General features: G+C 35.9%; 21 protein-coding genes and 1 pseudogene. 20 read left to right on the top strand and 2 right to left on the bottom strand.

The features are described from left to right. Positions 1-79: 79 nt before the first annotated feature. The 10 genes and pseudogenes from dxs to C7437_RS01905 all read left to right on the top strand — a co-directional run bounded on the left by dxs (position 80) and on the right by C7437_RS01905 (position 11168). The gene (dxs, locus tag C7437_RS01865; protein ID WP_111438959.1) at positions 80-1975 is read left to right on the top strand and encodes a 1-deoxy-D-xylulose-5-phosphate synthase; all 1896 of its coding nucleotides are present in this window, start codon (positions 80-82) and stop codon (positions 1973-1975) included. Continuing rightward, positions 1972-2811 carry a TlyA family RNA methyltransferase gene (locus C7437_RS01870; protein ID WP_111437950.1) on the top strand — a complete coding sequence of 280 codons (840 nt, stop codon included), beginning with the start codon at positions 1972-1974 and terminating at the stop codon, positions 2809-2811. The genes dxs and C7437_RS01870 overlap by 4 nt, the downstream gene beginning before the upstream one ends. Before the next feature lie 77 nt (positions 2812-2888). After that, positions 2889-3338: a transcriptional regulator AhrC/ArgR gene (ahrC, locus tag C7437_RS01875; protein ID WP_111437951.1), complete on the top strand. Its 450-nt coding sequence runs from the start codon at positions 2889-2891 to the stop codon at positions 3336-3338. 182 nt (positions 3339-3520) lie between these two features. After that, positions 3521-5224, top strand: coding sequence for a DNA repair protein RecN (gene recN / locus C7437_RS01880; protein WP_111437952.1), 1704 nt, complete (start codon positions 3521-3523; stop codon positions 5222-5224). Positions 5225-5365: 141 nt separating this feature from the next. Beyond that, on the top strand, positions 5366-6328 hold the full coding sequence (locus C7437_RS01885) for a SpoIVB peptidase S55 domain-containing protein (protein WP_111437953.1): 963 nt from the start codon (positions 5366-5368) through the stop codon (positions 6326-6328). A 456-nt stretch (positions 6329-6784) separates the two neighbouring features. After that, positions 6785-7576 (top strand): annotated as a pseudogene (gene spo0A, locus C7437_RS01890) (sporulation transcription factor Spo0A). 321 nt (positions 7577-7897) lie between these two features. Beyond that, entirely contained in the window at positions 7898-8071 is a 174-nt protein-coding gene (locus C7437_RS16815) for a hypothetical protein (protein ID WP_170122289.1), read from the top strand. A 388-nt stretch (positions 8072-8459) separates the two neighbouring features. Further along, positions 8460-8669: a hypothetical protein gene (locus C7437_RS01895; RefSeq protein ID WP_111437954.1), complete on the top strand. Its 210-nt coding sequence runs from the start codon at positions 8460-8462 to the stop codon at positions 8667-8669. Positions 8670-8884: 215 nt separating this feature from the next. Then, positions 8885-10456: a flagellar assembly protein A gene (locus C7437_RS01900; RefSeq protein ID WP_111437955.1), complete on the top strand. Its 1572-nt coding sequence runs from the start codon at positions 8885-8887 to the stop codon at positions 10454-10456. Beyond that, positions 10449-11168, top strand: a complete 720-nt coding sequence (locus tag C7437_RS01905; RefSeq protein ID WP_111437956.1) for a glycerophosphodiester phosphodiesterase — start codon at positions 10449-10451, stop codon at positions 11166-11168. Before C7437_RS01900 ends, C7437_RS01905 begins: the two co-directional genes overlap by 8 nt. Before the next feature lie 10 nt (positions 11169-11178). On the opposite strand, the gene C7437_RS01910 is transcribed toward C7437_RS01905, so the two are convergent. Beyond that, positions 11179-11421: a DUF2627 domain-containing protein gene (locus C7437_RS01910; protein ID WP_111437957.1), complete on the bottom strand. Its 243-nt coding sequence runs from the start codon at positions 11419-11421 to the stop codon at positions 11179-11181. A gap of 152 nt (positions 11422-11573) precedes the next feature. On the opposite strand from C7437_RS01910, the gene C7437_RS17385 reads away from it, so the two are divergent. From C7437_RS17385 to C7437_RS01950, 9 genes are all read left to right on the top strand, one after another. Beyond that, complete coding sequence (locus tag C7437_RS17385) at positions 11574-12236, top strand: PAS domain-containing protein (RefSeq protein ID WP_342767758.1); 663 nt, start codon at positions 11574-11576, stop codon at positions 12234-12236. Positions 12237-12280: 44 nt separating this feature from the next. After that, positions 12281-13594 carry a sigma-54 interaction domain-containing protein gene (locus tag C7437_RS01915; protein WP_342767759.1) on the top strand — a complete coding sequence of 438 codons (1314 nt, stop codon included), beginning with the start codon at positions 12281-12283 and terminating at the stop codon, positions 13592-13594. A gap of 119 nt (positions 13595-13713) precedes the next feature. Next, positions 13714-14814: a branched-chain amino acid dehydrogenase gene (gene bcd, locus C7437_RS01920; RefSeq protein ID WP_111437958.1), complete on the top strand. Its 1101-nt coding sequence runs from the start codon at positions 13714-13716 to the stop codon at positions 14812-14814. A 234-nt stretch (positions 14815-15048) separates the two neighbouring features. Continuing rightward, positions 15049-16479, top strand: a complete 1431-nt coding sequence (gene lpdA / locus C7437_RS01925; protein ID WP_111437959.1) for a dihydrolipoyl dehydrogenase — start codon at positions 15049-15051, stop codon at positions 16477-16479. A gap of 14 nt (positions 16480-16493) precedes the next feature. After that, entirely contained in the window at positions 16494-17504 is a 1011-nt protein-coding gene (locus C7437_RS01930) for a thiamine pyrophosphate-dependent dehydrogenase E1 component subunit alpha (RefSeq protein ID WP_111437960.1), read from the top strand. Then, positions 17504-18487, top strand: coding sequence for an alpha-ketoacid dehydrogenase subunit beta (locus C7437_RS01935; RefSeq protein WP_111437961.1), 984 nt, complete (start codon positions 17504-17506; stop codon positions 18485-18487). The genes C7437_RS01930 and C7437_RS01935 overlap by 1 nt, the downstream gene beginning before the upstream one ends. A 13-nt stretch (positions 18488-18500) precedes the next feature. After that, entirely contained in the window at positions 18501-19793 is a 1293-nt protein-coding gene (locus C7437_RS01940; RefSeq protein ID WP_111437962.1) for a dihydrolipoamide acetyltransferase family protein, read from the top strand. 153 nt (positions 19794-19946) lie between these two features. Continuing rightward, on the top strand, positions 19947-20939 hold the full coding sequence (locus tag C7437_RS01945; protein WP_111437963.1) for an LLM class flavin-dependent oxidoreductase: 993 nt from the start codon (positions 19947-19949) through the stop codon (positions 20937-20939). Positions 20940-21706: 767 nt separating this feature from the next. Further along, the gene (locus C7437_RS01950) at positions 21707-22327 is read left to right on the top strand and encodes a hypothetical protein (RefSeq protein ID WP_245909178.1); all 621 of its coding nucleotides are present in this window, start codon (positions 21707-21709) and stop codon (positions 22325-22327) included. 199 nt (positions 22328-22526) lie between these two features. Here C7437_RS01950 and C7437_RS01955 read toward each other — a convergent pair whose 3' ends face one another. Continuing rightward, positions 22527-22691 (bottom strand): aspartyl-phosphate phosphatase Spo0E family protein, encoded by a 165-nt coding sequence (locus tag C7437_RS01955; protein WP_111437964.1) that lies wholly within the window; start codon positions 22689-22691, stop codon positions 22527-22529. A gap of 329 nt (positions 22692-23020) precedes the next feature. On the opposite strand from C7437_RS01955, the gene C7437_RS01960 reads away from it, so the two are divergent. Next, complete coding sequence (locus C7437_RS01960; RefSeq protein WP_111437965.1) at positions 23021-25012, top strand: ABC1 kinase family protein; 1992 nt, start codon at positions 23021-23023, stop codon at positions 25010-25012. Positions 25013-25274: the final 262 nt, after the last annotated feature.

Here is a 25274-nt window from a genome sequence, read left to right on the forward strand (position 1 = left end):
AATTTTGTTTTGAGACGGTTTATTGTTATTATATTAACAATGTAGAGAAGGAAATCTTAATAGAAGGTGAGTGATGGCAATGGATTTAACTAAAATTTCTAGCCCATCCTTTTTAAAAAGTTTAGATAATGAACAATTAAAGGAATTAAGCGAAGATATTCGATCATTTTTAATAGAAAAAGGTTCCGTAACAGGTGGACATATTGGCCCGAATTTAGGTGTAGTAGAACTTACAATTGCACTTCATAAAACATTTAATAGTCCAGAAGATAAATTTCTTTGGGATGTTGGACATCAAGCGTATGTACATAAAATTTTAACTGGAAGAGCAGATCAGTTTGATACGCTACGCCAGTTCAAAGGATTATGTGGATTCCCTAAAAGAATTGAAAGTGAACATGATGTTTGGGAAGCTGGACATAGCTCTACTTCACTTTCCGCTGCAATGGGAATGGCGACTGCAAGAGATCTTCAAAACAAAAAAAATTATGTCATTCCGATTATTGGAGATGGCGCTTTAACAGGTGGAATGGCACTTGAAGCAATGAATCATATTGGGCATGAAAAAACGAATATGATTGTGATATTAAATGATAACGAAATGTCTATAGCTCCAAACGTTGGCGCTCTTCATAATGTACTTGGAAAGCTACGTACACATGGTAAGTACAATAAAGCAAAAGATGATGTAGAATTTCTATTGAAAAAAATCCCTGCAGTTGGTGGGATGATTGCTGGTACAGCAGAACGTGTCAAGGATAGTTTGAAATATTTACTTGTTTCTGGTGTTTTCTTTGAAGAGATGGGCTTTACTTATTTAGGACCTATTGACGGTCATAATTTTGAGGCATTAGAAGAAAATTTAAAAAATGCTAAAAAAATGGATGGTCCAGTGCTACTTCATGTCATTACGAAAAAAGGAAAAGGCTTCAAACCAGCTGAGAACGATAAAATCGGTACTTGGCATGGAACGGGTCCATATAAAATGGAAACTGGAGATATTATTAAGTCATCTTCAAAAGCACCTTCATGGAGTGGCCTTATTGCTGAAACAGCTAGAAAACTCGCACGTGAAGATAGTAGAATTGTTGCGATTACACCAGCGATGCCAGTGGGATCTAAGTTAGAGGGGTTTGCTTCAGAGTTTCCTAATCGAATGATTGATGTTGGTATTGCTGAACAGCATGCAGCAACAATGGCTGCAGGACTTGCTGCCGAAGGGATGAAACCTTTCTTAGTCATTTACTCAACCTTCCTTCAACGGGCTTACGATCAAGTACTTCATGATATTTGTCGTCAAAAATTAAATGTTGTAATTGGTATTGATCGTTCTGGATTAGTTGGAGCAGACGGGGAAACACATCAAGGTGTCTTTGATATTTCTTTCTTACGTCATATGCCAAATATGGTCATTATGATGCCGAAAGATGAAAACGAAGGACAGCACATGGTAAAAACTGCTTTTGATTATGCAGATGGACCGATCGCTATACGTTACCCTCGTGGTAATGGACTGGGAGTTCCATTGGACGATGAGTTGAAATCGATTCCAATTGGTTCTTGGGAAGTATTAAAAGCAGGAACACAAGCAGCAATCCTTACTTTTGGTACAACAATTCCGATGTCGATGCAAGCAGCGGCTGAGTTAGAGCAAGCAGGAATTTCTGTTGAAGTTATTAATGCGCGCTTTATTAAACCACTGGACGGTGACATGTTACGTCAACTTCAACAGCGTAACATCCCGATTATTACAGTAGAAGAAAGCATGCTTCAAGGTGGATTTGGTAGTGCGGTAATGGAATTCTACAATGAAAATGACTTAACTGCTACTATTAAACGAATTGGTATTCCCGATATGTTTATTGAACATGGGGACGTCAATCTATTATTGAATGAAATAAATGTCACAAGTGATGCCATCGTAAAATTGGTGGAAAAAACGATTAACCAAGAAAATAGGTATATACCGTCATGACAACCAAAGTGCCGAAAGAACGAGTAGATGTATTATTAGTAGAACAAGGTTTATTTGAAACGAGAGAAAAAGCGAAACGTGCAATTATGGCTGGGCTTATTTATTGTAAGGAAGAACGAGTAGATAAGCCGGGAGAAAAAATATCCGTAGAGTCTATTTTGACAATCAAGGGCCAAGTGCTTAAGTATGTAAGTCGAGGAGGGCTAAAGTTAGAAAAAGCTTTAGAACAATTTGACCTAACAGTTCAAGATAAGATTATGTTAGATATTGGTTCTTCTACTGGTGGATTTACGGATTGTGGCTTACAAAATGGTATCAAACATGCCTATGCATTAGATGTTGGTAGTAATCAACTTGCATGGAAAATTCGTCAAGATCCACGCGTTACAGTGATGGAAAAAACAAATTTCAGGTATGCAACAGCTGCAGATTTTGGAGAAGGATTACCATCATTTGCTTCAATTGATGTTTCTTTTATTTCACTCAAACTTATTTTTCCTACGTTAAAAACAATTTTGGTTCCAAATGGGGATGTCATTGCCTTGGTGAAGCCACAATTCGAAGCTGGGAAAGACCGTGTTGGGAAAAAAGGGGTAGTCAGAGACAAAACGGTTCACTTGGATGTATTAACTGCCATTGCTAATTTTGCAGAAAGTCAAAATTTCCAATTGAAAAATGCTTCTTATTCGCCTATCACGGGTGGAGAGGGGAATATCGAGTTTTTATTTCACTTAATAAGTGTGAATGAAGGAGATGTAATTCCTCATTCGATCGATTTCAAACTATTAATAAATGATGCACATGAAACATTAAAATCTAACACGACTCAGAAATAGAGTCGTGTTTTTCTTGTGACTTTTTATAGATAGTGATAATGTTATTAGTATAAATATACACTGAGGTGACTAAGCATATGAACAAAGGACAACGACATATAAGAATCCGTGATATAATCGCAAATCATGAAATTGAAACACAAGATGATTTAGTAGATTTATTGAAAGCAGCTGGTTATAACGTAACGCAAGCAACTGTATCAAGAGATATAAAAGAATTACATTTAGTAAAAGTACCATTACCAAATGGTAACTACAAATATAGTCTGCCTGCAGATCAGCGCTTTAATCCTATGCAAAAATTACGACGTGCTTTAACAGATGCGTTTGTAAGTATTGATGGAGCTAGTTATTTTTTAGTTATGAAAACTTTACCAGGTAATGCTCATTCAATTGGATCCCTTATCGATTATCTGGACTGGACAGAAATACTTGGAACAATATGTGGAGATGACACTTGTTTAATTCTTTGTCGACAGGAGTCGGATTCAGCAATTGTAAGAGACCGTTTGTTAGAAATGCTTTAACGTTATTCAGCAAAAGAACATTTGGTGAATAACGTTAAAGCCTCCGGCGGATGCCACAGATTTTTTAAAGGGATTTCTCGAGCAAGCTCGGGAAAAATCTGGGCACACTGTTTTCTGCGGAGCTGAACGAAGAGAAGCGGAAGCAAATACGCCAAGGAGAATTTGATATAGAGGTGAATCGATTGTTAAAAGAACTGACTATTAAAAATTTTGCCATTATAGATGAATTAACCGTTAGTTTTGAAGAAGGCTTAACTGTTTTAACAGGGGAGACCGGTGCAGGAAAGTCCATCATTATAGATGCTGTTCATTTACTATGTGGCGGCAGAGGATCACATGAATTTATTAGACATGGTGCAAAAAAAGCAGAGTTAGAAGGACTATTTTCTATTCCAAATCCAACCCATGGTGTTTTTAAAAAAATGGCGGATGTTGGTATTGAAATTGATGAAGAGTCCATCATATTAAGAAGAGATATTAACGAAGCTGGAAAAAGCGTTTGTCGTGTAAATGGAAAACTTGTCACTATTGGAATTTTACGTGAAATTGGTTCTTCCCTAATCGATATTCATGGTCAGCATGAAAGCCAAGAGTTAATGGATGAAAAAGCGCATATTCATTTGCTTGATCAATTTGCTGGAGATCGCTTGGTAGAAGTGAAAGAGTCGTATAGAGAACTTTTTGCCAAATATAAAAAATTAAATAAAGAATTAGCAATACTTACAGAAAATGAACAACAAATTGCACATAAAATTGATTTGTATACGTTTCAAGTAGAAGAAATTCTGGACGCAAATTTAGTAGTTGGAGAAGAAGAGCAGCTCCAAGAAGAGAAAAGTAAGCTTCAAAACTACCATAAAATGTTTGATAAAATGAGCAGTGGCTATGAGGCTATTTTAGGTGAATCTAAAGGACTGGATTATATAGGTGCTGCCATGGCTGATATGCAAGATGTTGCAGAAGTGGATAAAAGAATGTTAGAACTAAGTGAAACAGTTTCTTCTGCTTTCTATATTTTACAGGATGCTGCCCATCAGCTGAAAAATGAGTTAGACGAAATGGAATTTGACAGTAATCAATTGCAATATGTGGAAGATCGTCTAGCTATTATACAAACGTTGAAGAGAAAATATGGGCAATCAATAGAAGACATACTTGCTTATAAAGAAAAAATTGCAACAAGTTTAGAACAGTTAGTAAATAGAGATGAGCAAATTCAGAAAACTGCGGAAAAAATTAAGCAGATTGAAAAAGATTTAGAGCTTGAAGCGAAAGATTTAACGGATAAACGAAAAATTGCAGCAAAAGAATTGAGTGTAGCAATAATGGGTCAGTTGCAAGAATTATATATGGAAAAAGCAATTTTCTCTGTTATGTTTCATGAACATACAAAAGTAACCTACAATGACAATGGAACGGATGACGTGTCATTTTATATTTCCACGAATGTAGGAGAGCCACCAAAAGCACTAACAAAAATTGCTTCGGGTGGAGAATTGTCTCGAATGATGCTTGCACTTAAAAGTATCTTTTCCAAACATCAAGGAATTACATCGATTATTTTCGATGAAGTCGATACTGGTGTAAGTGGACGAGTAGCTCAAGCGATTGCAGAAAAAATTGCAGCGATCGCCACAAATTCCCAAGTATTATGTATATCTCATTTATCCCAAGTTGCAGCAATGGCAGATCAGCATTTAATGATAAAAAAAATAGTAAATGGAAATCGTACATATACCATTTTAGAAGATATTGTGGACGACAAACGTGCGGAAGAACTTAGCCGAATGATGTCTGGTGCAGAAGTTACTTCTACAACCCTTGAGCATTCAAAGGAACTATTAAAACTTGCAAAAGAGCGGAAAAAAATATTGCGAAAAGTTTGAAGATCTCATTTAATGAGGTCTTTTTTTGTTCTCACAGTAAGCTTGTCTAAAAGCGTCTCTGCTTGCATTTTCATATTATCAATTATTTACCTCACATAGACTTTCTTCATCAGGACATAGTAACTGTAGAGGAGGTGAAATATGAAACGGAGCTATCGTGTATGGTCGCTAATTCCAATACTTTTCTTTAGTTTTTTCTTTGCAGTTAATCCGACCTTTGCTCAAAAAATAATTTCCTCCGTAGTGCCTTTAGGTCAATCAATCCAAATTGATCTGGAGTACGGAGCGGTTTACTTGAACCATGATGTATTATTAACAGATGATTATTGGTTACGCGCAGGAGATAGTATACAATCTGTCGATGCAAAGAAAATTAATAATATGGACGACTTGAAAGTTCATATAAAAAATACAGAACAAGTTACTATTCATTATGAGCGTAATGAAAAAATGTATACAAAAAAAATAACTTCGGACCAATTACTGAAACTTCTCCCATTTTTGAAAGACGCAACAGAAGGTATAGGAACATTAACGTATTACGATGTAGAATCCAAAGAATTTGGAGCATTAGGTCATCAAATAGTCGATCACACTTCAGGAGTTACCCCTAAATTTTCCGAAGGCTCCATTTATTTATCTTCCATCGAACAGATCAAGAAAAGTATTCCTGGTAAGCCAGGTTATAAAATAACTTCCTATCAGAACAGCAGCACCCCGATTGGTGGTGTAAATGAAAATAATGTTTATGGTGTTTTTGGAAAGTTACAACCAACCGCTTTAGAAAATATTCCGATGAATGAAGTTGAAGTAGCTGACAAAGAAGCAATTGTGACTGGTAAGGCAATTATGCGAACTTCTATTGATGGTGAAAAAGTACAGGAATTTTCCATTAACGTCACTAAAATTGAAGGTCACTTATTTCAATTTACGGTAGTAGATGAATCACTAATAAAGAAAACGGGAGGGATTTTACAAGGAATGAGTGGAAGTCCTATCATACAAAACAAAAAGTTAATTGGTGTTGTCACACATATGTATGTAGATAAACCTAAAAATGGAGCAGCTTTATCCATTACAGAGATGATGAAAAAGAATCCTTAATACAACCATTTGAACCACATCGTAATCAGGTGTGGTTTTTTAAGAGATAAGAAGGTGTAAGAATTTAATCACTTTTACATAGTATGTACAATTTTCTCCAAATCGCTCTGGACAGTGCGCAAACCTTACAATTTAACTAAAAGAAAAAAGGAGCTTATTTTATGACTATAAGTTTCGTCCAAAGCGAACCATGAAAGCCCATATAGAAAAAATGTGCTTTAGCGATTTTTTTACTAATTGTTACAAGAGGTGTGGAAAATATTTATTGTGCTTTTATTGTAATTTGTTACAATTAGCATGAAGATTATTCGACAATTAGTAGAATGCGATCCTAATATGTCGGATTATAAGAGATTCATACTATAAAAGCCTCATTTTTAATGAAATTAAAGGATGTCGTAAATAAATAGCGAATACTATCTAAGTGAAAACTATCAAAAGGTGGATGAGTTTATTATGGAGAAGATTAAAGTTGCGATTGTAGACGATAATAAGGATTTAATAAGAACAATGAGTGCTTACTTTGAAACGCATGGTGAAATTGAAGTTATTGGAACGGCATTAAATGGAAAATTATGCTTAGAACTTCTCGAAACAATTGAACCAGATGTATTATTACTTGATATTATTATGCCTCATCTTGATGGCATTGCGGTACTTGATCAGATGTAAAAAAATGAACAATTTAACAAAATTAATGTGATTATGTTAACTGCATTTGGTCAAGAAGATGTGATGAAGCAAGCGGTGGAACTTGGAGCATCTTATTTTATGCTTAAACCTTTCGAATTTGATCGATTGGTAGATCAAATAAAACATGTTTCAGGTAGAAAAGACAATGTTCAGGCTGTTCCTCAAAACACAAGTCCTGAAACGAAAGCGCTTCAAAATAAACACATGATTGATCAAACAATTACAAATGTCATTAAAGAAATTGGCGTTCCAGCACATATTAAAGGATACTCTTATTTAAGAGAAGCTATCCAAATGGTTTATTCAGACATTGAGTTATTAGGTTCTATTACGAAAGTATTGTATCCAGAAATCGCTAAAAAGTTTCAAACGACACCATCTCGTGTAGAACGTGCAATTAGACATGCAATCGAAGTAGCGTGGAATCGTGGTAACTATGAAAGTATTTCTAAGATGTTTGGTTACACTGTACATCATCTAAAAAGTAAGCCAACAAATAGTGAGTTCATCGCAATGATCGCTGACAAAATCCGTATGGATAATTTGGCTAGTTAAACATTGGTATGTGGGGATTTTTAGAGGTTGAGATTAATTAAATAGAAGAGCGTAAAGTTTAGGCACGTTCACATTTATTGAGTTTGCTGAAAATTCATTGGTGTCGAAGGTGTTTTTTTCGTAGAGAAATTGATGATGCAGCAAAAGGTAATTTTCTCGTGTTCGACAATACATTTAAAATACGAAAAGTAGGCATGAGATATATGTGTTTTGGTTATAAGATATCAACGGAAAAAACGTATCTTGGACTACTATAATTATAGGAATAGAAAAATGTTTATATCTAAATGTCAACATAAATAATTACTAGGGGGAAGCGTTTTGGTAGATATTATTTTTGTGCTAGCATCATTAGGATTTTGCATTTCTCTTGTACTTTCGATCGTTGCATTTTTTAAAAAGAATCGAAAAGTTAAAAAGAATTTAATTTTGGCAGTTTCACTTTTTGTTGTATTTCTTGTTTTAGGAAACTTTAGTGAATTTACAACAAGATGAAAGAGACAGATTAATAAACTTAAATATAGTAGATGCAATCATTGTAGGATAAATTTAACTCTTATATTCATTTTAGTAGCTGCAAAATCGGATTTTCGATTATGAGTTACTTTTTTTTGAGGTAAAATAATGTTTGATTTTCTTTATTCCTATGGAGAAATTGTGGAGTTCCTTTCGCTTTTGACATAGAGACGTTTTGATGTATGCTTGAATTTTGCTAGAAATATTCAGGTAATATTGTTGACAAATAAGTTTAAAATTAATTGAAATAATGATATGATATGGTATTGAGGTAGATTAGGGCGTTAGTTGTCTAATTGAAAGGAAGGTAAGGGATCCGAAACTTCTTCCTTTAATTAATTTCGGAAACATTATCGGAGGTGTCAATATGAATAAAAAATGGAATATTGAAAGTATTCGCGCTTTTGTCACAGAGAATTCAGAAAGTGAACTGCTTTCTGATGAATATTTAGGGTACTCGCAAAAATTGGTGTTTAAATGTTCATGTGGAAATGAATTTGAAAAAACGTTCACTAAATTTAAAGGTAGTAATCAAAGGAAATGTTCAAATTGTTTAGAAGCTAGAACGCCACGTTGAATTTCAGAACTCTCGGTTTGATAGCATAGTAGGAATCTCAAGAACGCTGTTTATTGGCGTTCTTTTTCTTATATCACAATAAATATGGAAAAGTTTGCAACCTAATATTTATAATGGGCAGAGTGTAAAACTATATCCTAATTCTACATATATTTTTTCTCCATCAATTCTTACGTATAATAGTATAATAAGGCTAAGAGGGGTGTGGTTGAAAGTTGATTATTGAAGAAAATCATGAACTCATACTAACAGATGAACAAGGAAAAGCATTTATTACGTTGAAGGTAGATGGATACACATTAAAAAAACTTGATCAAGTTATTCAAGAATACCCACGTTTAAAAGTATCCAATTTCATTGCACTTAAAAAAGCAATAGCAGAAAAGTCAGTGGAACCTATTGAAATAGGTTTTTGGAATGAAAGTATAGAATTAACAATTAGTAATGACTTTATGCAAGCATCTCTTACAATCCGTGAAACGTTACATCATATAAAAAAACATATGATCGATATACAATCTTCTATAAAGAAATTATTACAAGAACATCATATAATACATGGAATTCAACCGTTCGATTTACTTTCTCTTTCAGTAGGAAAAGCATTTATTATTGCGCAAGGACTTGAACCTCAAGAAGGAGAACCGGCTCAAGTTAGATATCTGGAGCCAGCTGAAAAGAAACCTGTAATTCGAGAAGATGGTAAAGCAGATTATTTTGATATGAACTTTATTTTAGAAATACATGAAGGTTCCTGGCTTGGTGAGAAAATACCATCAAAAGAAGGGGGAAATGGATTCAATATCTTGGGAGAAATCGTTCCTGGAAAGAAAGGGAAGGATTTACTGTTAAAATATGACCCGAAGTCTGCTTATGAGGTGGAAGAAGACGGTAAAATTGTTCTTCGGTCAAGGTTATCGGGTGTCATTGGTGAGGTCAATGGTATGCTCTCTGTAAAGAAACATCTTATAATCGCAGGGGATCTCGGGCTTGAAACTGGTAATATTACATTTGATGGTTCAATTCAAATTAAAGGAACTGTCATGGCTGGCTATTCTGTTGTTGCCACAGGAGATATTTCGATTGAATCTTTAGAGGGCGTTAATGCTGCCAAATTGATTAAATCCACAGAAGGGGATGTCTTTATTAAAGGAGGTATTTTTGGTAAAGGAGAGACAATGGTTGAAGCTTGTAAAAATATTTATATTAAACATGTGAATGATTGTACGCTTGAAGCAAAAGGAAATGTTATTATCGGTTTCTATGCAATTAGCTCAAATATAAGTGCGCATGAAGTGATTTTAGATGAACGAAGAGGAAAAATAATTGGTGGAAAAACCTTGGCAATTCAATCTATATTGGCTGCATATTCTGGGAATGATCTAGAAAGAAAAACGGAATTAATAGTCCAATCGGTTGATCGTTTACTATTAATAGATCAGATGAAATGGAATGCAGAAAAATCGGTAAAGCAAAATTTAGAAATTACGAAGTTAAGCGCTCAAGTTGATCAGTTAGAGCAACTTAAAAATAATATGAATACACATCAAATTGCTGTATATCAACAAACGAAACAAAAGCTGCATAACATGGAAAGTGAAGCGAAAGAAATAAATTATGAACTTCAAAAGCTCAAGAAACTAATTCAAGAAGCAAAAATTAGTTTTATCCAAATTACAAAAGAAGCAAATGCTGGAACTGTTATTCAAATTGGCAGTAAAATATCTACTCTGTCAAAAAGAAAAAATGGTAAATTTCTGTTAGAAAATGGGGAGTTAAATGTCTAGGATTCCTGTATATGCACATAGAGGCGGATCTGTAAAAAATGTAGAGAATTCTTTAAGAGCGTTTCAAAATGCTGTTGCTATAGGCGCAGATGGAATTGAAATAGATTTGCAACTGTCTGCGGATGGAGTTGCTTTTGTAACCCATGATCTTGACTTTTTTCGTTTAGCAGGCAACAAACGACGTATAACAGACATGCTAGCAGAAGAAGTAATGCAATTGAAATTAGGTAAGGTATTCGTGCGCAAATTTTTTGGAAGTCGTGTCTTGACATTCGATGAATTTCTACATTTTATTGCTCCAACTAGATTGAAGTTAAATATAGAATTAAAGGAATCTTTTTTAGGGAAAAACGAGAAAATCAGAGAAGTAGTAGAAAAAGCGAAAATCATTCAAGATGTTCATTTTTCATCTTTTGAGTTTAGCGTATTACAAACAATTCACGCGATGCAACAAAATGTGCAAACGGCGTTTATTGGAAAAAAGAATTCTGATTGGGACTATATATTTGCGATAAAAGAGTTAGATGCTATTCATTTAAACAAGAAGTTTTATGGCACGAATCTTATGTTTGCTATATGGAACGCAGGTTTTCCGATACGATTCTATAATGTAATTGGAAACGAAACGTATATCGAAAACCCACATGAATGTGTCATAGGCTGGATTACTGATTATCCGGAAAAAATAATAGCAAAAGAAAAAGGAATCTGACTGTTTAAAGTCAAGATTCCTTTTTCTTTTGAAATCGAGGAGCTACTTTGCCATTTTTTCGATCTCTGTTCAATAAAAATCCGGCAAAAAAGCCTAATCCTAAAACAGTGAAAAGTATTCCACATATAAATTGAAACCATAAGGCGCCAGGAAGAATATGTACTCCGAAAAATGTGTCTCTTATTAGTTTAATCCCAAATGCAGCTAATATTCCAGGAATTAATAATACGATTAAAGCAGCTAAACGAGCCATCATAATCACTCCTGTTGTCGTCTATTAACAGACGCTTTTCTTTACCAATTTAATTTTACATGTGAGTTTATGATTGTCAACTAATGAATTTTGCGTTATGATAAACGAGTAGTGCAATTAGTTGCAGTTAAATAACGGAGGTGTGCATATTATTGCAAAATGTATTGATTATAGGTGCAGGTAAAGGTGGATATGCATTACTGAAGTTAATTGAACTAGCTGATTACCTTCAAGTTATTGGAATTGTTGATCATAATGTTAATGCTCCTGGAATTGTTTTTGCCAGAGAAAAACAAATTTCTACTTATACAGAATGGAAACCTTTACTGGATCAAGACATTCAGATTATGATTGATATGACTGGAAAGGCAGAAGTATTTGAAGAGTTATTAGCAAATAGACCCTCGACTGCAGTATTAATACCAGGAGCAATAGCGAATTTAATTGTTAGTTTATTTGAAGAAAAAAATAATTACATCCAAATTATAGACAATAAAAAAATGATGCAAGAGTTAATTTTCAACTCGATTGAAGAAGGTATGATTGGAATCAATGAACAGGGTATTGTCAACTTTTTGAACAAGAGTGCAGCGAAAATGACAAAAGTACCAGCCGAAGAGGCAATAGGAAAGCATGTGTATGATGTCATCTCTCAAAGTGAATTACCTAAAGTATTTGAATTCGGTCGAATTGAACTAAACAAAGAACTTACACTTGAAAGCGGTATCAAAATAGTAACTTCTAGATATCCTATGGTAAATGAAGATGGAAAAAAATTGGTGCTTTCGCGGTTTTCAAGGATATTACCGAAGTAGTTCGATTAGCAGAGGAAATAACAAATTTAACAGAAATACAAACAATGTTAGAGGCAATTATTCAATCTAGTGATGATGCTATTTCAGTTGTTGATGAGAATGGTAAGGGAATATTGATCAATCCGGCATATACACGCATTACTGGCTTTAGTGAGGATGAAGTGATTGGCAAGCATGCAACAGCAGATATTTCTGAAGGTGAAAGTATTCATCTGAAAGTGTTACAAACTCGAAAACCAATTCGAGGAGTAAATTTACGTGTTGGGAAAGAAAAAAAAGACGTGATTGTAAATGTTGCACCTATTATCGTGAATAACCATCTTAAGGGGAGTGTAGGTGTTATTCATGATATGACGGAAATGCGTTCTTTGATGAAAGAACTGGATCATGCAAGAACGCTTATCCGTTCGCTTGAAACTAGTTATTCATTTAAGGATATTATTGGACAATCCCCCAAAATTAAATTTGCGATAGAACAAGCGAAACTAGCAGCAAGTGTACCAGTAACAATCCTCTTAAGGGGAGAGGTTGGTTCTGGCAAGGATCTATTTGCACATGCTATACATAGTGAAAGCGATCGTAAGTTCAGTAAATTTGTACGAGTAAATTGTAGTTCTTTAGAGGAATATCAATTAGAACGTGAATTATTTGGTTTTGAAGATGATGGTAATTGTTCTAAAGGATTATTTGAAGAAACAAGTGGTGGAACGATTCTTTTAGATGAAGTTGGGGAACTTACGAAAAAGACACAAGCAAAAATTTCACATGCTCTAAGAGAAAAGTCCATTATTCGAGTTGGTGGAACAAAATCCATTCCGGTAGATGTTCGAATTATAGGAGCAAGCAGTTTAAATCTAGAAAAGGCAATGCGAGAAGGAACATTTAGAGAAGATTTCTATTTCCAGTTAAACAGAATGCCAATTCATGTACCTTCCTTGAGGGATAGAAAAGAAGATATTCCGTTAATTGTGGATGATTTACTAGGGAAATTAAATAAAGAAATTGGGAGAAGTATTGAAGGACTGACTAAAGTTGCTCAAGAAAGCTTACTTCAATATGAATGGCCAGGGAATTTAAGAGAACTTGAAAATGTCATTAGCAGGACGATGATTTTCATGCAATCGAATGAGCGTTTATTAGATGAACATCATCTACCTAAACAAGTTTTAGTGCATACTACGGATGAATTTGATGATGAATCTATTGGTACGCTAGCAGAACAAATGGATGAAATGGAGAAAAAAGTATTGCTCAATGCATTAAGGGTATGCGAGGGAAATAAGTCGCAGACGGCGAAGAAGTTAAATATTTCGCTAAGAACACTCTACTATAAATTGGAGAAATATAATCTCGTTTAACTTTATTTTCGCAAATATTTTTTTGCGAAAAGGCTATTGTAGGAGTAACTACACAGTTCAAGCAACTAGGGGTTTTTACACATATAGAACAATTTTTTTACAATCGGGAGGAATTACAAATGGAAATTTTCAAATATATGGAGTCGTATGATTATGAACAGTTGGTATTTTGCCAAGATAAAAACTCGGGGTTAAAAGCAATCATTGCTATTCATGATACAACATTAGGTCCAGCATTAGGTGGGACTCGTATGTGGAATTATGCAACAGAAGAAGAAGCGATTGAAGATGCACTTCGTTTAGCTAAAGGAATGACTTATAAAAATGCAGCTGCAGGGCTGAATCTTGGTGGTGGTAAAACAGTGATTATCGGTGATCCTTTAAAAGATAAAAACGAAGAAATGTTCCGTGCATTTGGTCGTTTTATTCAAGGATTAAACGGTCGCTATATAACGGCAGAAGATGTGGGTACGACTGTTGCGGATATGGATTTAATTCATGAAGAAACAGATTACGTAACCGGTATCTCAGAAGCATTTGGTTCATCTGGTAACCCATCACCAGTTACTGCATATGGAGTTTATGTTGGGATGAAAGCCGCTGCAAAAGAAGCATTTGGAACTGACTCGTTAGAAGGTAAAACTATTGCGGTTCAAGGGGTTGGAAATGTTGCGTATACACTTTGTGAATACTTACACAAAGAAGGTGCGAAACTAATCGTTGCAGATATTAACCAAGCTTCAGTTGACCGTGCAGTTAAAGCTTTTGGAGCAGTGCAAGTTGATGTATTTGACATCTATTCTCAAGAGGCAGACATTTTTGCGCCGTGTGCACTTGGAGCAATTATCAATGACACGACAATCCCACAACTAAAAGTAAAAGTAATTGCAGGATCGGCTAACAACCAATTAAAAGAGTCCAAACATGGGGATTTAATTCATGCAATGGGCATCGCATATGCACCTGACTATGTGATTAACTCTGGTGGAGTAATCAACGTAGCTGATGAATTGAATGGCTACAATCATGATCGTGCAATGAACCGAGTTGCTGGTATTTATGACAAAATCGAAAAGATATTTGACATATCTAAACGTGATGGAGTTCCGACGTATGTTGCAGCAGATCGTTTAGCAGAAGAAAGAATTGCACGTGTTAGTAAGTCACGTAGCCAATTTTTACAAAATGGAAAACATATATTAAATGGGCGTTCAATTTAGAACAATTAAATACCAATGAGTGAAACGGCCGACTTTCAATAGCGGCCTTCTTCAAAAGATAAGAAAGAATATAGAATTTCTGCAAAATCTGTCTAGCTCTAGCGCCTTGCCCCTCGGGGTCAAATGGGTAATCACTGCGGTGGCTGAGGAGCTGCCTCCTCGCGATTCCCCATTTGCCTGTCGGGGCAGTAATAGGCGCTTGCGCTTTTCTCATTCAAAAAGGAGATGTTACGTGTGGCAAAGGAATATGATGTGCTAATTATTGGTGGAGGTACAGGTGGTTATGTAGCGGCTATTCGGTCTGCTCAGTTAGGTTTAACAACAGCTATTGTTGAAAAAGGATCGCTTGGAGGCACTTGTCTACATAAAGGTTGTATTCCAAGCAAGTCATTACTTAGAAGTGCAGAAGTCTATTCCACCACAAAAAATCATGCCGCTGATTTTGGCGTAATCACTTCCAAAGTAACACTAGATTTCAGCAAAGTGCAAGCACGTAAAGAATCGATCGTAAATCAGTTACATCAAGGTGTTCAAGCGCTTATGAAAAAAGGGAAAATTGATGTGTATGAAGGTACTGGTAGAATGCTAGGACCATCTATATTTTCTCCTTCACCGGGTGGAACTGTTTCTGTTGAAATGAATAATGGCGATGAAAATGAAATGCTCATTCCCAAAAATGTTGTTATTGCTACTGGTTCAAGACCTCGTACATTACCTGGACTTGAAATTGATGGATCTTATGTCATGAGTTCGGACGAAGCACTTGAAATGACTGAACTACCTGGATCTATACTTATTGTTGGTGGTGGTGTAATAGGTATTGAATGGGCATCTATGCTACATGATTTTGGTGTAGAAGTAACGGTAATAGAGTATGCAGATCGTATCATTCCAACAGAAGATCATGAGATATCTAAAGAAATGCAAAAGCTGCTAGAAAAAAAAGGAATTACATTTGTGACAAGTGCAAAAGTTCTACCGGAAACGCTTCAAAAAGAAGAAAACCAAGTAACCATTTCTGCTAAAGTAAATGGAGAAACAAAAACTTTTACTGCTGAAAAAATACTCGTTTCAGTTGGACGTCAAGCGAATGTAGAAGGAATCGGTATAGAGAATACAGATATAGTAGTAGAAAATGGATTTGTTCAAGTATCGCAAACATTCCAAACGAAGGAATCGCATATATATGCTATTGGAGACGTAATCGGTGGTCTTCAACTTGCGCATGTTGCAAGTCATGAAGGAATTACAGCAATAGAGCATATTGCTGGGAGTAAAGTTACACCAATCGACTATAAATTAGTTTCTCGTTGTATATATTCAAATCCAGAAAGCTCGAGCGTTGGAATTACAGAGCAACAAGCAAAAGAGCAAGGGTATGATGTGAAAGTTGGAAAGTTCTCTTTTAAAGCAATAGGGAAAGCACTTGTTTATGGTGAATCAGACGGGTTTGTTAAAATTATTGCAGACAAGGAAACGAATGATATTTTAGGTGTGCATATGATTGGACCACATGTGACTGATCTGATTTCGGAAGCAGGGCTTGCAATGGTCCTAGACGCAACTCCATGGGAAATAGCACATACGATTCATCCACATCCAACTTTAAGTGAAATCATGGGAGAAGCAGCTTTAGCGGTAGATGGAAAAGCAATTCACATGTAAAAGGGGGAATTCTAATGACAACAAATCGTCACGAAGAAGTTGGTTTAACAAATGATGACGTACTGAAAATGTTCGAAACAATGCTTATGGCACGTAGAATTGATGAACGTATGTGGTTATTAAATAGAGCAGGAAAAATTCCTTTCGTTATTTCATGTCAAGGACAAGAAGCAGCTCAAGTAGGAGCGGCTTTTGCACTAGATAATACAAAGGATTATATTGCACCTTATTACCGTGATATGGGAGTTGTCCTTCATTTTGGAATGACAGCAAAAGATTTGATGCTTTCTGCTTTTGCAAAAGCAGAAGATCCAAACTCTGGTGGACGTCAGATGCCTGGACATTTTGGTCAAAAGAAAAATAGGATTCTGACTGGATCTTCGCCAGTTACAACGCAATTACCACATGCTGTTGGGGTAGCGTTAGCTGCAAAAATGGAGAAAAAAGATTTTATTAGTTTTGTCACACTTGGGGAAGGTTCTTCAAACCAAGGTGATTTTCACGAAGGATTAAATTTTGCTGGTGTTCACCAGTTACCGTGTATCACAATGGTGGAGAACAATAAATACGCAATTTCAGTTCCTTTTGATCGACAAGTGGCTAGTAAAAATATTGCGGATCGTGCAATTTCTTACGGCATGCCAGGTATAGAAGTAGATGGGAAGGATCCAATTGCTGTATATAAAGTAGTGAAAGAGGCGGCAGATCGTGCTCGTAGTGGTGGAGGTCCAAGTTTAATCGAAGCAGTAATGTATCGTTTAACAGCTCACTCCTCAGACGATGATGATCGCCAATATCGTACAGCAGAAGATATTGCAGAAGGAAAAGCACTAGATCCGCTTATTTTGTTTTCAAAATACTTACGTGATTTAGATATTTTACCTGTAAAGCTTGAGAAAGAAATCAATGAACGCATTATGGAATTAGTGAATGAAGCAACGGATTATGCAGAAGCTGCTCCATATGCTGATCCAGAAGATGCACTGAAACATGTATATGCTTCAATTGACGGGGGGAACGAATAATGGCGATCATGTCTTATATAGATGCAATTACATCTGCGATGAGAGAAGAAATGACTCGTGACGAACGCGTTTTCGTTCTTGGGGAAGACGTTGGACGAAAAGGTGGCGTGTTCAAAGCAACGAATGGTTTGTATGAAGAATTTGGTGAATCGCGTGTGCTAGATACACCTCTTGCGGAATCCGCGATTGCAGGTGTTGGAATTGGAGCGGCAATGTACGGGCTTCGTCCAATAGCTGAAATGCAGTTTGCTGACTTCATCATGCCCGCTATCAATCAAATCATTTCTGAAGCAGCCAAAATTCGTTACCGATCTAATAATGACTGGACATGCCCAATTGTTTTTCGTGCACCTTTTGGTGGGGGGATTCACGGGGCACTTTATCATTCTCAATCTGTCGAAGCAATTTTTGCCAATACACCAGGATTAAAAATTGTTATTCCATCTACTCCTTACGATGCAAAAGGATTATTAAAAGCAGCGATTCGCGATGAAGATCCTGTTATGTTCTTTGAGCATAAAAGAGCATATCGTTTGATCAAAGGGGAAGTTCCAGATGAAGAATACACAATTGAAATCGGGAAAGCTGATGTAAAGCGTGTTGGAGAAGATATTACGGTTATAACATATGGACTTGCTGTTCACTTCGCACTGCAAGCAGCTGAACGACTTGAAAAAGACGGGATTTCAGCGCATATTCTTGATCTGCGAACTATTTATCCGTTAGACAAAGAAGCAATTATAGAAGCTGCTTCAAAAACTGGAAAAGTGCTTCTTGTAACAGAGGATAACAAAGAAGGTAGCATCATCGGTGAAGTAGCAGCCATTATTGCGGAAAATTGTTTATTCGATCTAGATGCACCTATCAAGCGTCTTGCTGGACCTGATATCCCTGCGATGCCATATGCGCCAACAATGGAAAAATTCTTTATGATTAATCCAGACAAAGTCGAAAAAGCAATGCGTGAGCTAGCAGCATATTAGGGGAGGGTTAAGAATGGCAATTGAACAAATCAAAATGCCGCAGTTAGGTGAAAGTGTAACAGAAGGTACAATAGAAAAATGGCTAGTAAAACCAGGGGATCATGTAAATAAATACGATGCTTTAGCAGAAGTAAATACAGATAAAGTAACTGCAGAAGTTCCATCATCTTTTACAGGAGTAATTAAAGAGTTACTCGCAAGTGAAGGCGATACACTAGCTGTTGGAGAAGTCGTTTGTATTATTGAGACAGAAGGCGGAACTTCGGAGGAAATAGTAAAAGAAACTACTCCTGAAAAAACTAAATCAGCACCTGTTGAAGAGAAAACTCCAGTTAAAAATGAACAAAGAGCAAAAGCTCGTTATTCACCATCTGTATTAAAAATTTCACAAGAAAATGATATTGATCTTTCTCTAGTTACTGGTACTGGTAATGAAGGGCGTATTACGCGTAAGGATTTACTTGCCCTAATTGCGAGTGGAGAGATTCCAGTAGCATCTGAAGTACAATCAGAACCAAAAGTTGAACAAGTATCATCTGCTACACAACCAGCAGAAATGACATCTGCACCAAAAGGAGCACAAGTAAATATTCCAGTAGCAGCTGGAGATATTGAAATTCCAGTAACAGGTGTACGTAAAGCAATTGCTGCGAACATGCTACGTAGTAAACATGAGGCGCCGCATGCTTGGACAATGATTGAAGTAGATGTAACAAATATGGTGAACTATCGTGATTCTTTAAAAAATGAATTCAAACAAAAAGAAGGCTTTAATGTCACGTACTTTGCATTCTTCGTAAAAGCTGTTTCCCAAGCTCTGAAAGAATTCCCAATGATGAATTCGATGTGGGCAGGAGACAAGATTATTCAGAAAAAAGATATCAATATCTCGATTGCGGTATCAACTGAAGACGCTCTATATGTACCAGTGATAAAAAATGCTGACGAAAAAACGATTAAAGGCATTGCACGTGAAGTAAACGAGCTGGCTGCAAAAGTTCGTTCCGGCAAATTAAAGTCAGAAGAAATGCAAGGTGGTACATTTACTGTTAATAATACCGGTTCATTCGGTTCTATTCAGTCTATGGGCATCATCAATTACCCACAAGCAGCGATTCTCCAAGTAGAATCCATCGTGAAACGTCCGGTTATTATGGACGGTGGCATGATTGCAGCTCGTGATATGGTTAATCTATGTTTATCGCTCGACCACCGTGTCCTAGATGGTTTAGTTGCAGGCCGTTTCTTAGCAAGAGTGAAAGTAATATTAGAAAAAATTACGAAAGAAAATACATCTGTTTATTAACAAAAAAGGGACTCCAAGTCGTTGTACATGCGACTAGGAGTCCCTTTCTTTTACTTTAGATCTTGGCTTCGCTACAATTAGTTCATAGTGATAATAATCATTATAAATAAATAAAAGTAAGAGTCAGCGATATAGAGAAAGGATGAAAATCCAATGAAATTAAGCGTTCTTGATCAAGCACCAATTACAAAAGGAAATAAACCAGCAGATGCTTTGAAAAAAGCAGAAGAGCTTGCAATACTTGCAGATAACTTAGGATATACGCGTATGTGGATGGCGGAGCATCACGGAACAGATGCTTTTGCAAGTTCTGCTCCAGAAGTAATCGCGGCACATCTTGCAGCAAAGACGACGAATCTGAGAATTGGTACAGGTGGCGTCATGATGATGCATTATTCTCCTTTGAAATTAGCAGAAGTCTTTAAAACACTAAGTGCTTTTTCCCCTGGACGAATCGATTTTGGAATTGGCCGTGCACCAGGTGGAGACAACCATGCAATGTATGCCCTCTCTGAAGGACGACCACCATTAGTCAATAATATGTATGAAAAATTAGCAATTGCTTTGCAACTGATAAATGATGAAGTCCCAGGTGAAAGTTTGTACAATAAAACAATTGCAACACCATCTAATGTCGTATTACCAGAAGCCTGGTTACTTGGATCAACTGGAAATAGCGCCATTCAAGCGGGAAGAATGGGTCTAGGATATTCCTTTGCACAATTTTTCCAAGGCGGTATGACACCTGCGATATTAGATACATACCGTACGAACTTTCAACCTACTGCATTTATGGAGAAACCAGAAATTAGCGTCACGTATTTAGTAACAGCTGCCGAGACAAAAGAAGAGGCAGAATTTGAAGCATTACCGCAAGACATATCTCGATTGATGCTTGCGAAGGGACAAATCAATCCACTTATAACGCCGGAAGAAGCTCAGAACTATCCTTTAACAGAAATGGACCGTATGATGATTCAAGAAAATCGCAAAATTCATCTAGTTGGGTCAGCAAAAGAAGTTGCAGCAACTTTGCATGAAGAGCAATCTATTTATGGTTTTGACGAAGCGATGATTTGTAGCATTCCGCATTCACAAGAGAAACGGTTGAATGTGTATAAGCTATTAGCAAAAGAATTACTATAAAAATTGGAAATAGCGGGTCATATTTAATAGAATAAGAAACTATAAGAATTCTGCTACTTAGAATGCAGAATGTACGATTTTTTCTAGATCGTTCTGGACAGTATGTAAGTCCTACACTTTAACTTAAAAGAAAAACAATGGCTTAAGAAAGCGACTGCGTTACTTTCTTAAGCCATTGCTCTTTTTAGTAATCCTGTAGCTTAAGACTGTCCGCCACTCTCGATAAAGAAACGTAATCATTGTGTAAAAAGCTTTGGTTAAGAAGAGAAGAGACGCATGCTTACCTAATGAGGACGCCGAAGATGGTATTTCGACTTTCATGTCCCCTCTTCTTATTTTCTCGTTTATCCAGTTGCCATAGGTTTCGTCCAAAGCAAACCGGTAACGTTCACATTGAAAATGGTGCTTCCGCCTTACTTATGTAGTTTTCAAGTCTTGTTTTCTATATCTAGTTGAGACTTTTGTTTCTTCTATTCTCTTAGCTGATTTTCGTTCCGAGCGGCGACTCCAGTGGGATTAGCGTGACAGGTGAGACCCCACAGGAGCGCGGTTTTCGCGACGAGGAGGCTCACCGCACGCCCCACGGAAAGCGTCCGCTCGGAACGAAATCAGCGTGCATCAGGATTTATTTAATTTCAGCAACGTCCATGTAAAAAAAGGAAATTCACCGATTTTCTTATGGTGAATTTCTATAATTCAACTAGAATTTTCGATGTAACTTGACAACCTTTATACACGTCTAAATGAAAAAGAGGGAGGGAATCATTTTGTATAAAACAGATAAAAGAAACGAAACATGGAAGTTATTTGTTGCACTTATGTTCTTTTCAATAATTCTATTGAATATTTCACCTACCACTAGTTATGCGTGTTCATGTGTTCAACCAGGTGCTCCTTTGGATGAATTAGATAACAGTTCTGTCGTTTTTTCTGGGAAAGTAATTGAGATAGTAGATGTCAATAAAAGTAGGATTAGTCAATCTTCTGCGGATCCTATGGCAGTTTTATTTGAAGTAAAGGATGTTTGGAAGGGGATCAATCAGTCGCAAGTACTTGTTTATACTGAAAGAGACTCAGCCAGTTGTGGGTTTGAATTTGCGGTAAATGAGGAATATATCGTATACGCAAAGGAAGCAAATGGGGATCTACGAGCTAGCCTTTGTTCTAGAACTGCTACTTTCTCAGAAGCAACGATGGATTTGACTGATTTAGGAAAAGGTGAAAAACCAACTGTGAAAGCAACTGCTGAATCAGATACTAGTAATTTTGAAGACCAATTACCGATAAAGAATGCATTCTTTATTAATCCAATGTATATTTTTTTAATTTTTGCGGGTTTGGTTGTTATAGGACTTTATATTGCTCGTGGTTATAAAAAAAGAGGTTAGAATTTAAAATAATAAATATCGTAGTGAAAAGAAGGAGAATAAAGGAGGGTTAGTGAATATATTCAGTTATCAGAAAGTTTCGTTAATTATTCGGTTCGCCAATATAAAACCAATTAGTGTATTTTTAATATACTTGATTGGTTTTATATATGCTGAACTGAATAAGTCTAATAAATATTATAAAAATTCCTCCTCCGTATTAGGATGCTTGTTTAAAATATTTATTCAATAATATATCTAATTCTTGACTACAATTTACTACTTGTGGATGTGAAAATCCCAAATCCTTTGCTTTTTTATACATTACTTTTCTTTTAAATTCTATTTCAAACTTCAATAACTTTATTAATAATAAGTTTTTCATAAAAATTCCTCCATCAAATAGTATTAGCTACCTTGAGATGTTATTCTAGATGTCCTTAAGCAACTTACTCATTGTATAATACTAAGAATGAAAAGATTGTCGTAATATGATATGAAAAGAGAAATTCAATTATTCGTCACAATTAGAATGAATAAATCCTAAATGTAGTTGTTTTTTAAAGAATAGTAATGTAGGTAAACAACTGATAATCACCAAAAAAATATACAATATCTCTCACCTGTACCCTTCTTCATATCTATGCAACTACTAAACGATTGGAGTTTGTTATACTGGTTGTATATATTTCTGCATGAAGGGCTGTGGAGTAAATGATTTATGCCAAGATACTTATTCAAATAGTTGTTGTCGTGGTGTTGATCTTTTTTGTGAGTGGTCGACTGATGGGATCGCAAATCAATTTCATGAAACGGATTATGTCAGTGGCGATAAGTGTTGCAATTACTTCGTTGGTTTTTTGGTATTCTTACTTAAGAGGAACTGATTATCTAAAGGATGTCTATGTATTCATGGATATTAGCACGATTATTTGGATTGGAAGTATGTTGCTAATAACGATGCTCCTGTATCTTTTTTTCGAACTATTTGATCCGATGGAACTTGGAGAAAAAGGAGAACGAATATCGAAGCAAAAATCGTTCTTTTTACGCTTACGAGACCGTTGGAGAAGTCAGAAGAGATTAAGTCAAGTAGTTCAAATTGCTATCAAAAACGGAACTTCTAGAATGTTAAAATATGCACGTTCCCGAGAAAATAACTTAGAATTGGCTATTGCATTTAGAGATACGTTAGAAGAATCTGGTGGTATATTTATCAAATTTGGACAAGTACTCTCCACGAGGAAAGAACTTTTTCCACCAGCGTTTGTAAAGGAATTAGGGTCGCTTCAACAAAATGTTCGTCCGTTACCAAGTCAGCATGTGAAAGCTATTTTAGAAAGTGCACTTCACGAGAAAATTGAAAATATATTTTATGAATTTGATTTAACTCCAATTGCTGCAGGCTCAATTGGGCAAGTTCATCGCGCAATATTAAAGAAAAACCATGAGCAAGTAGTTGTTAAGTTATTACGTCCTGAAGTGAAGGATATGGTTCGCGATGATTTACATATATTAGTGGAATTTGCAGAATGGGTATCAGAGAAATCCACATGGGCTAAAAATCTAGGTTTCAGAGAATTAGCAGTTGGATTTGCCTCGAGTATGCGAGAAGAAGTTAATTTTAATATTGAAGTTCGGAATACATTGCAAGTTGCTACTACACTTAAGAATAGTCCTTATCAAGTCAAAATCCCTACCATTTACACGGAGTATAGCAACGATCGTTTAATCGTTTCCGAATATATTCGTGGACTTAGTGTCGCAAGTGGTGATGAAGTGTTTGATACACTTTTAATAGATAGAGAAGAATTTGCCAGAACTCTACTTTTTTCATTTTTTGAACAAATGTTATTTTCAGGTATATTTCACGCTGATCCTCATCCAGGAAATATTTTTATTGATGAAAAAGACGGCACTCCGATTTTATTAGACTTTGGAGCAGTGGGTAGGTTGGCCGCTCAGCAGCAGGAAGGTATAAAGCTATTCTTAATTGGAATACAACAGAATGACGCGAACTTATTATATGATTCGATTTTATTGTTAGTTGAGGATCACGATCATCTTGAACAAGTGAAAATGGAACAAGCAATGGCTCATATATTACTGCGGATTTCATATGTACCCAAGATACCAACAGAAGAATTAATACATTCACTATTTGAAGTTGTTCGAGATTTCGGGTTGGCATTTTATCCATCCGTTGGAATCGCACTGCGATCAATCATAACGTTAGATGGTACATTACATCTGATCAAAGCAGATTTTGATATGTTTTCTGAAGCGAAAAAGTTCTCGACCAATTATTTTACGTCGATCTTGAAGCGACCTTTTAAAGAACCAAAGGAAACAATGGAACGAATTGAGAAAGAATTTGCATTATTACTGCCTGCACTTCGTAAAATACCAAGACGTATCGATCAGCTTATGCAACGAGTTGAAAGTGGTAAAATTATTTTGCATCATGATATATTCTCCGATAAGCAAAATGCAATGTTCATCACGCAATTATTTTCACAGTTCGTCTTGTTATTCGTAGGTATTACTTTCGGAATTATCTCCGTGTCTTTGCTTGCGATTGCTCAATTTATCGATGCTCCGTACGCAATATATATGAATACAGCAGCATATGTCGGGTTGTTTTTATGTTCTGTCTTACTCGTTCGGCTGTCCATACAGGCAATTAGGTTAATGAAACGGAATTGATCTACTTGAGGAAGGGCCGAGAAAGTGAAAGCCTAAGTTGCTTCCCAGCAGAGCGTTCTAGAAAAAATAGTACAAATTGTATTCTAATTTAATTAAATTCTAATGCTTCATATTCTTTAAGAAAAAAATGCCCTTAAAAGTCATATAGAATGACTTTTAAGGGCATTTTAATAGGTTCTTTGTCAAATGACGTTGGGGAAGAATTTTAGTCGGCTATAATTGATTTATTTATTTGTTACAGTCTTTTTTTATGGAGTTTTCT

This window comes from Psychrobacillus insolitus, from assembly GCF_003254155.1.
In the GTDB taxonomy this organism is placed as follows: domain Bacteria; phylum Bacillota; class Bacilli; order Bacillales_A; family Planococcaceae; genus Psychrobacillus; species Psychrobacillus insolitus.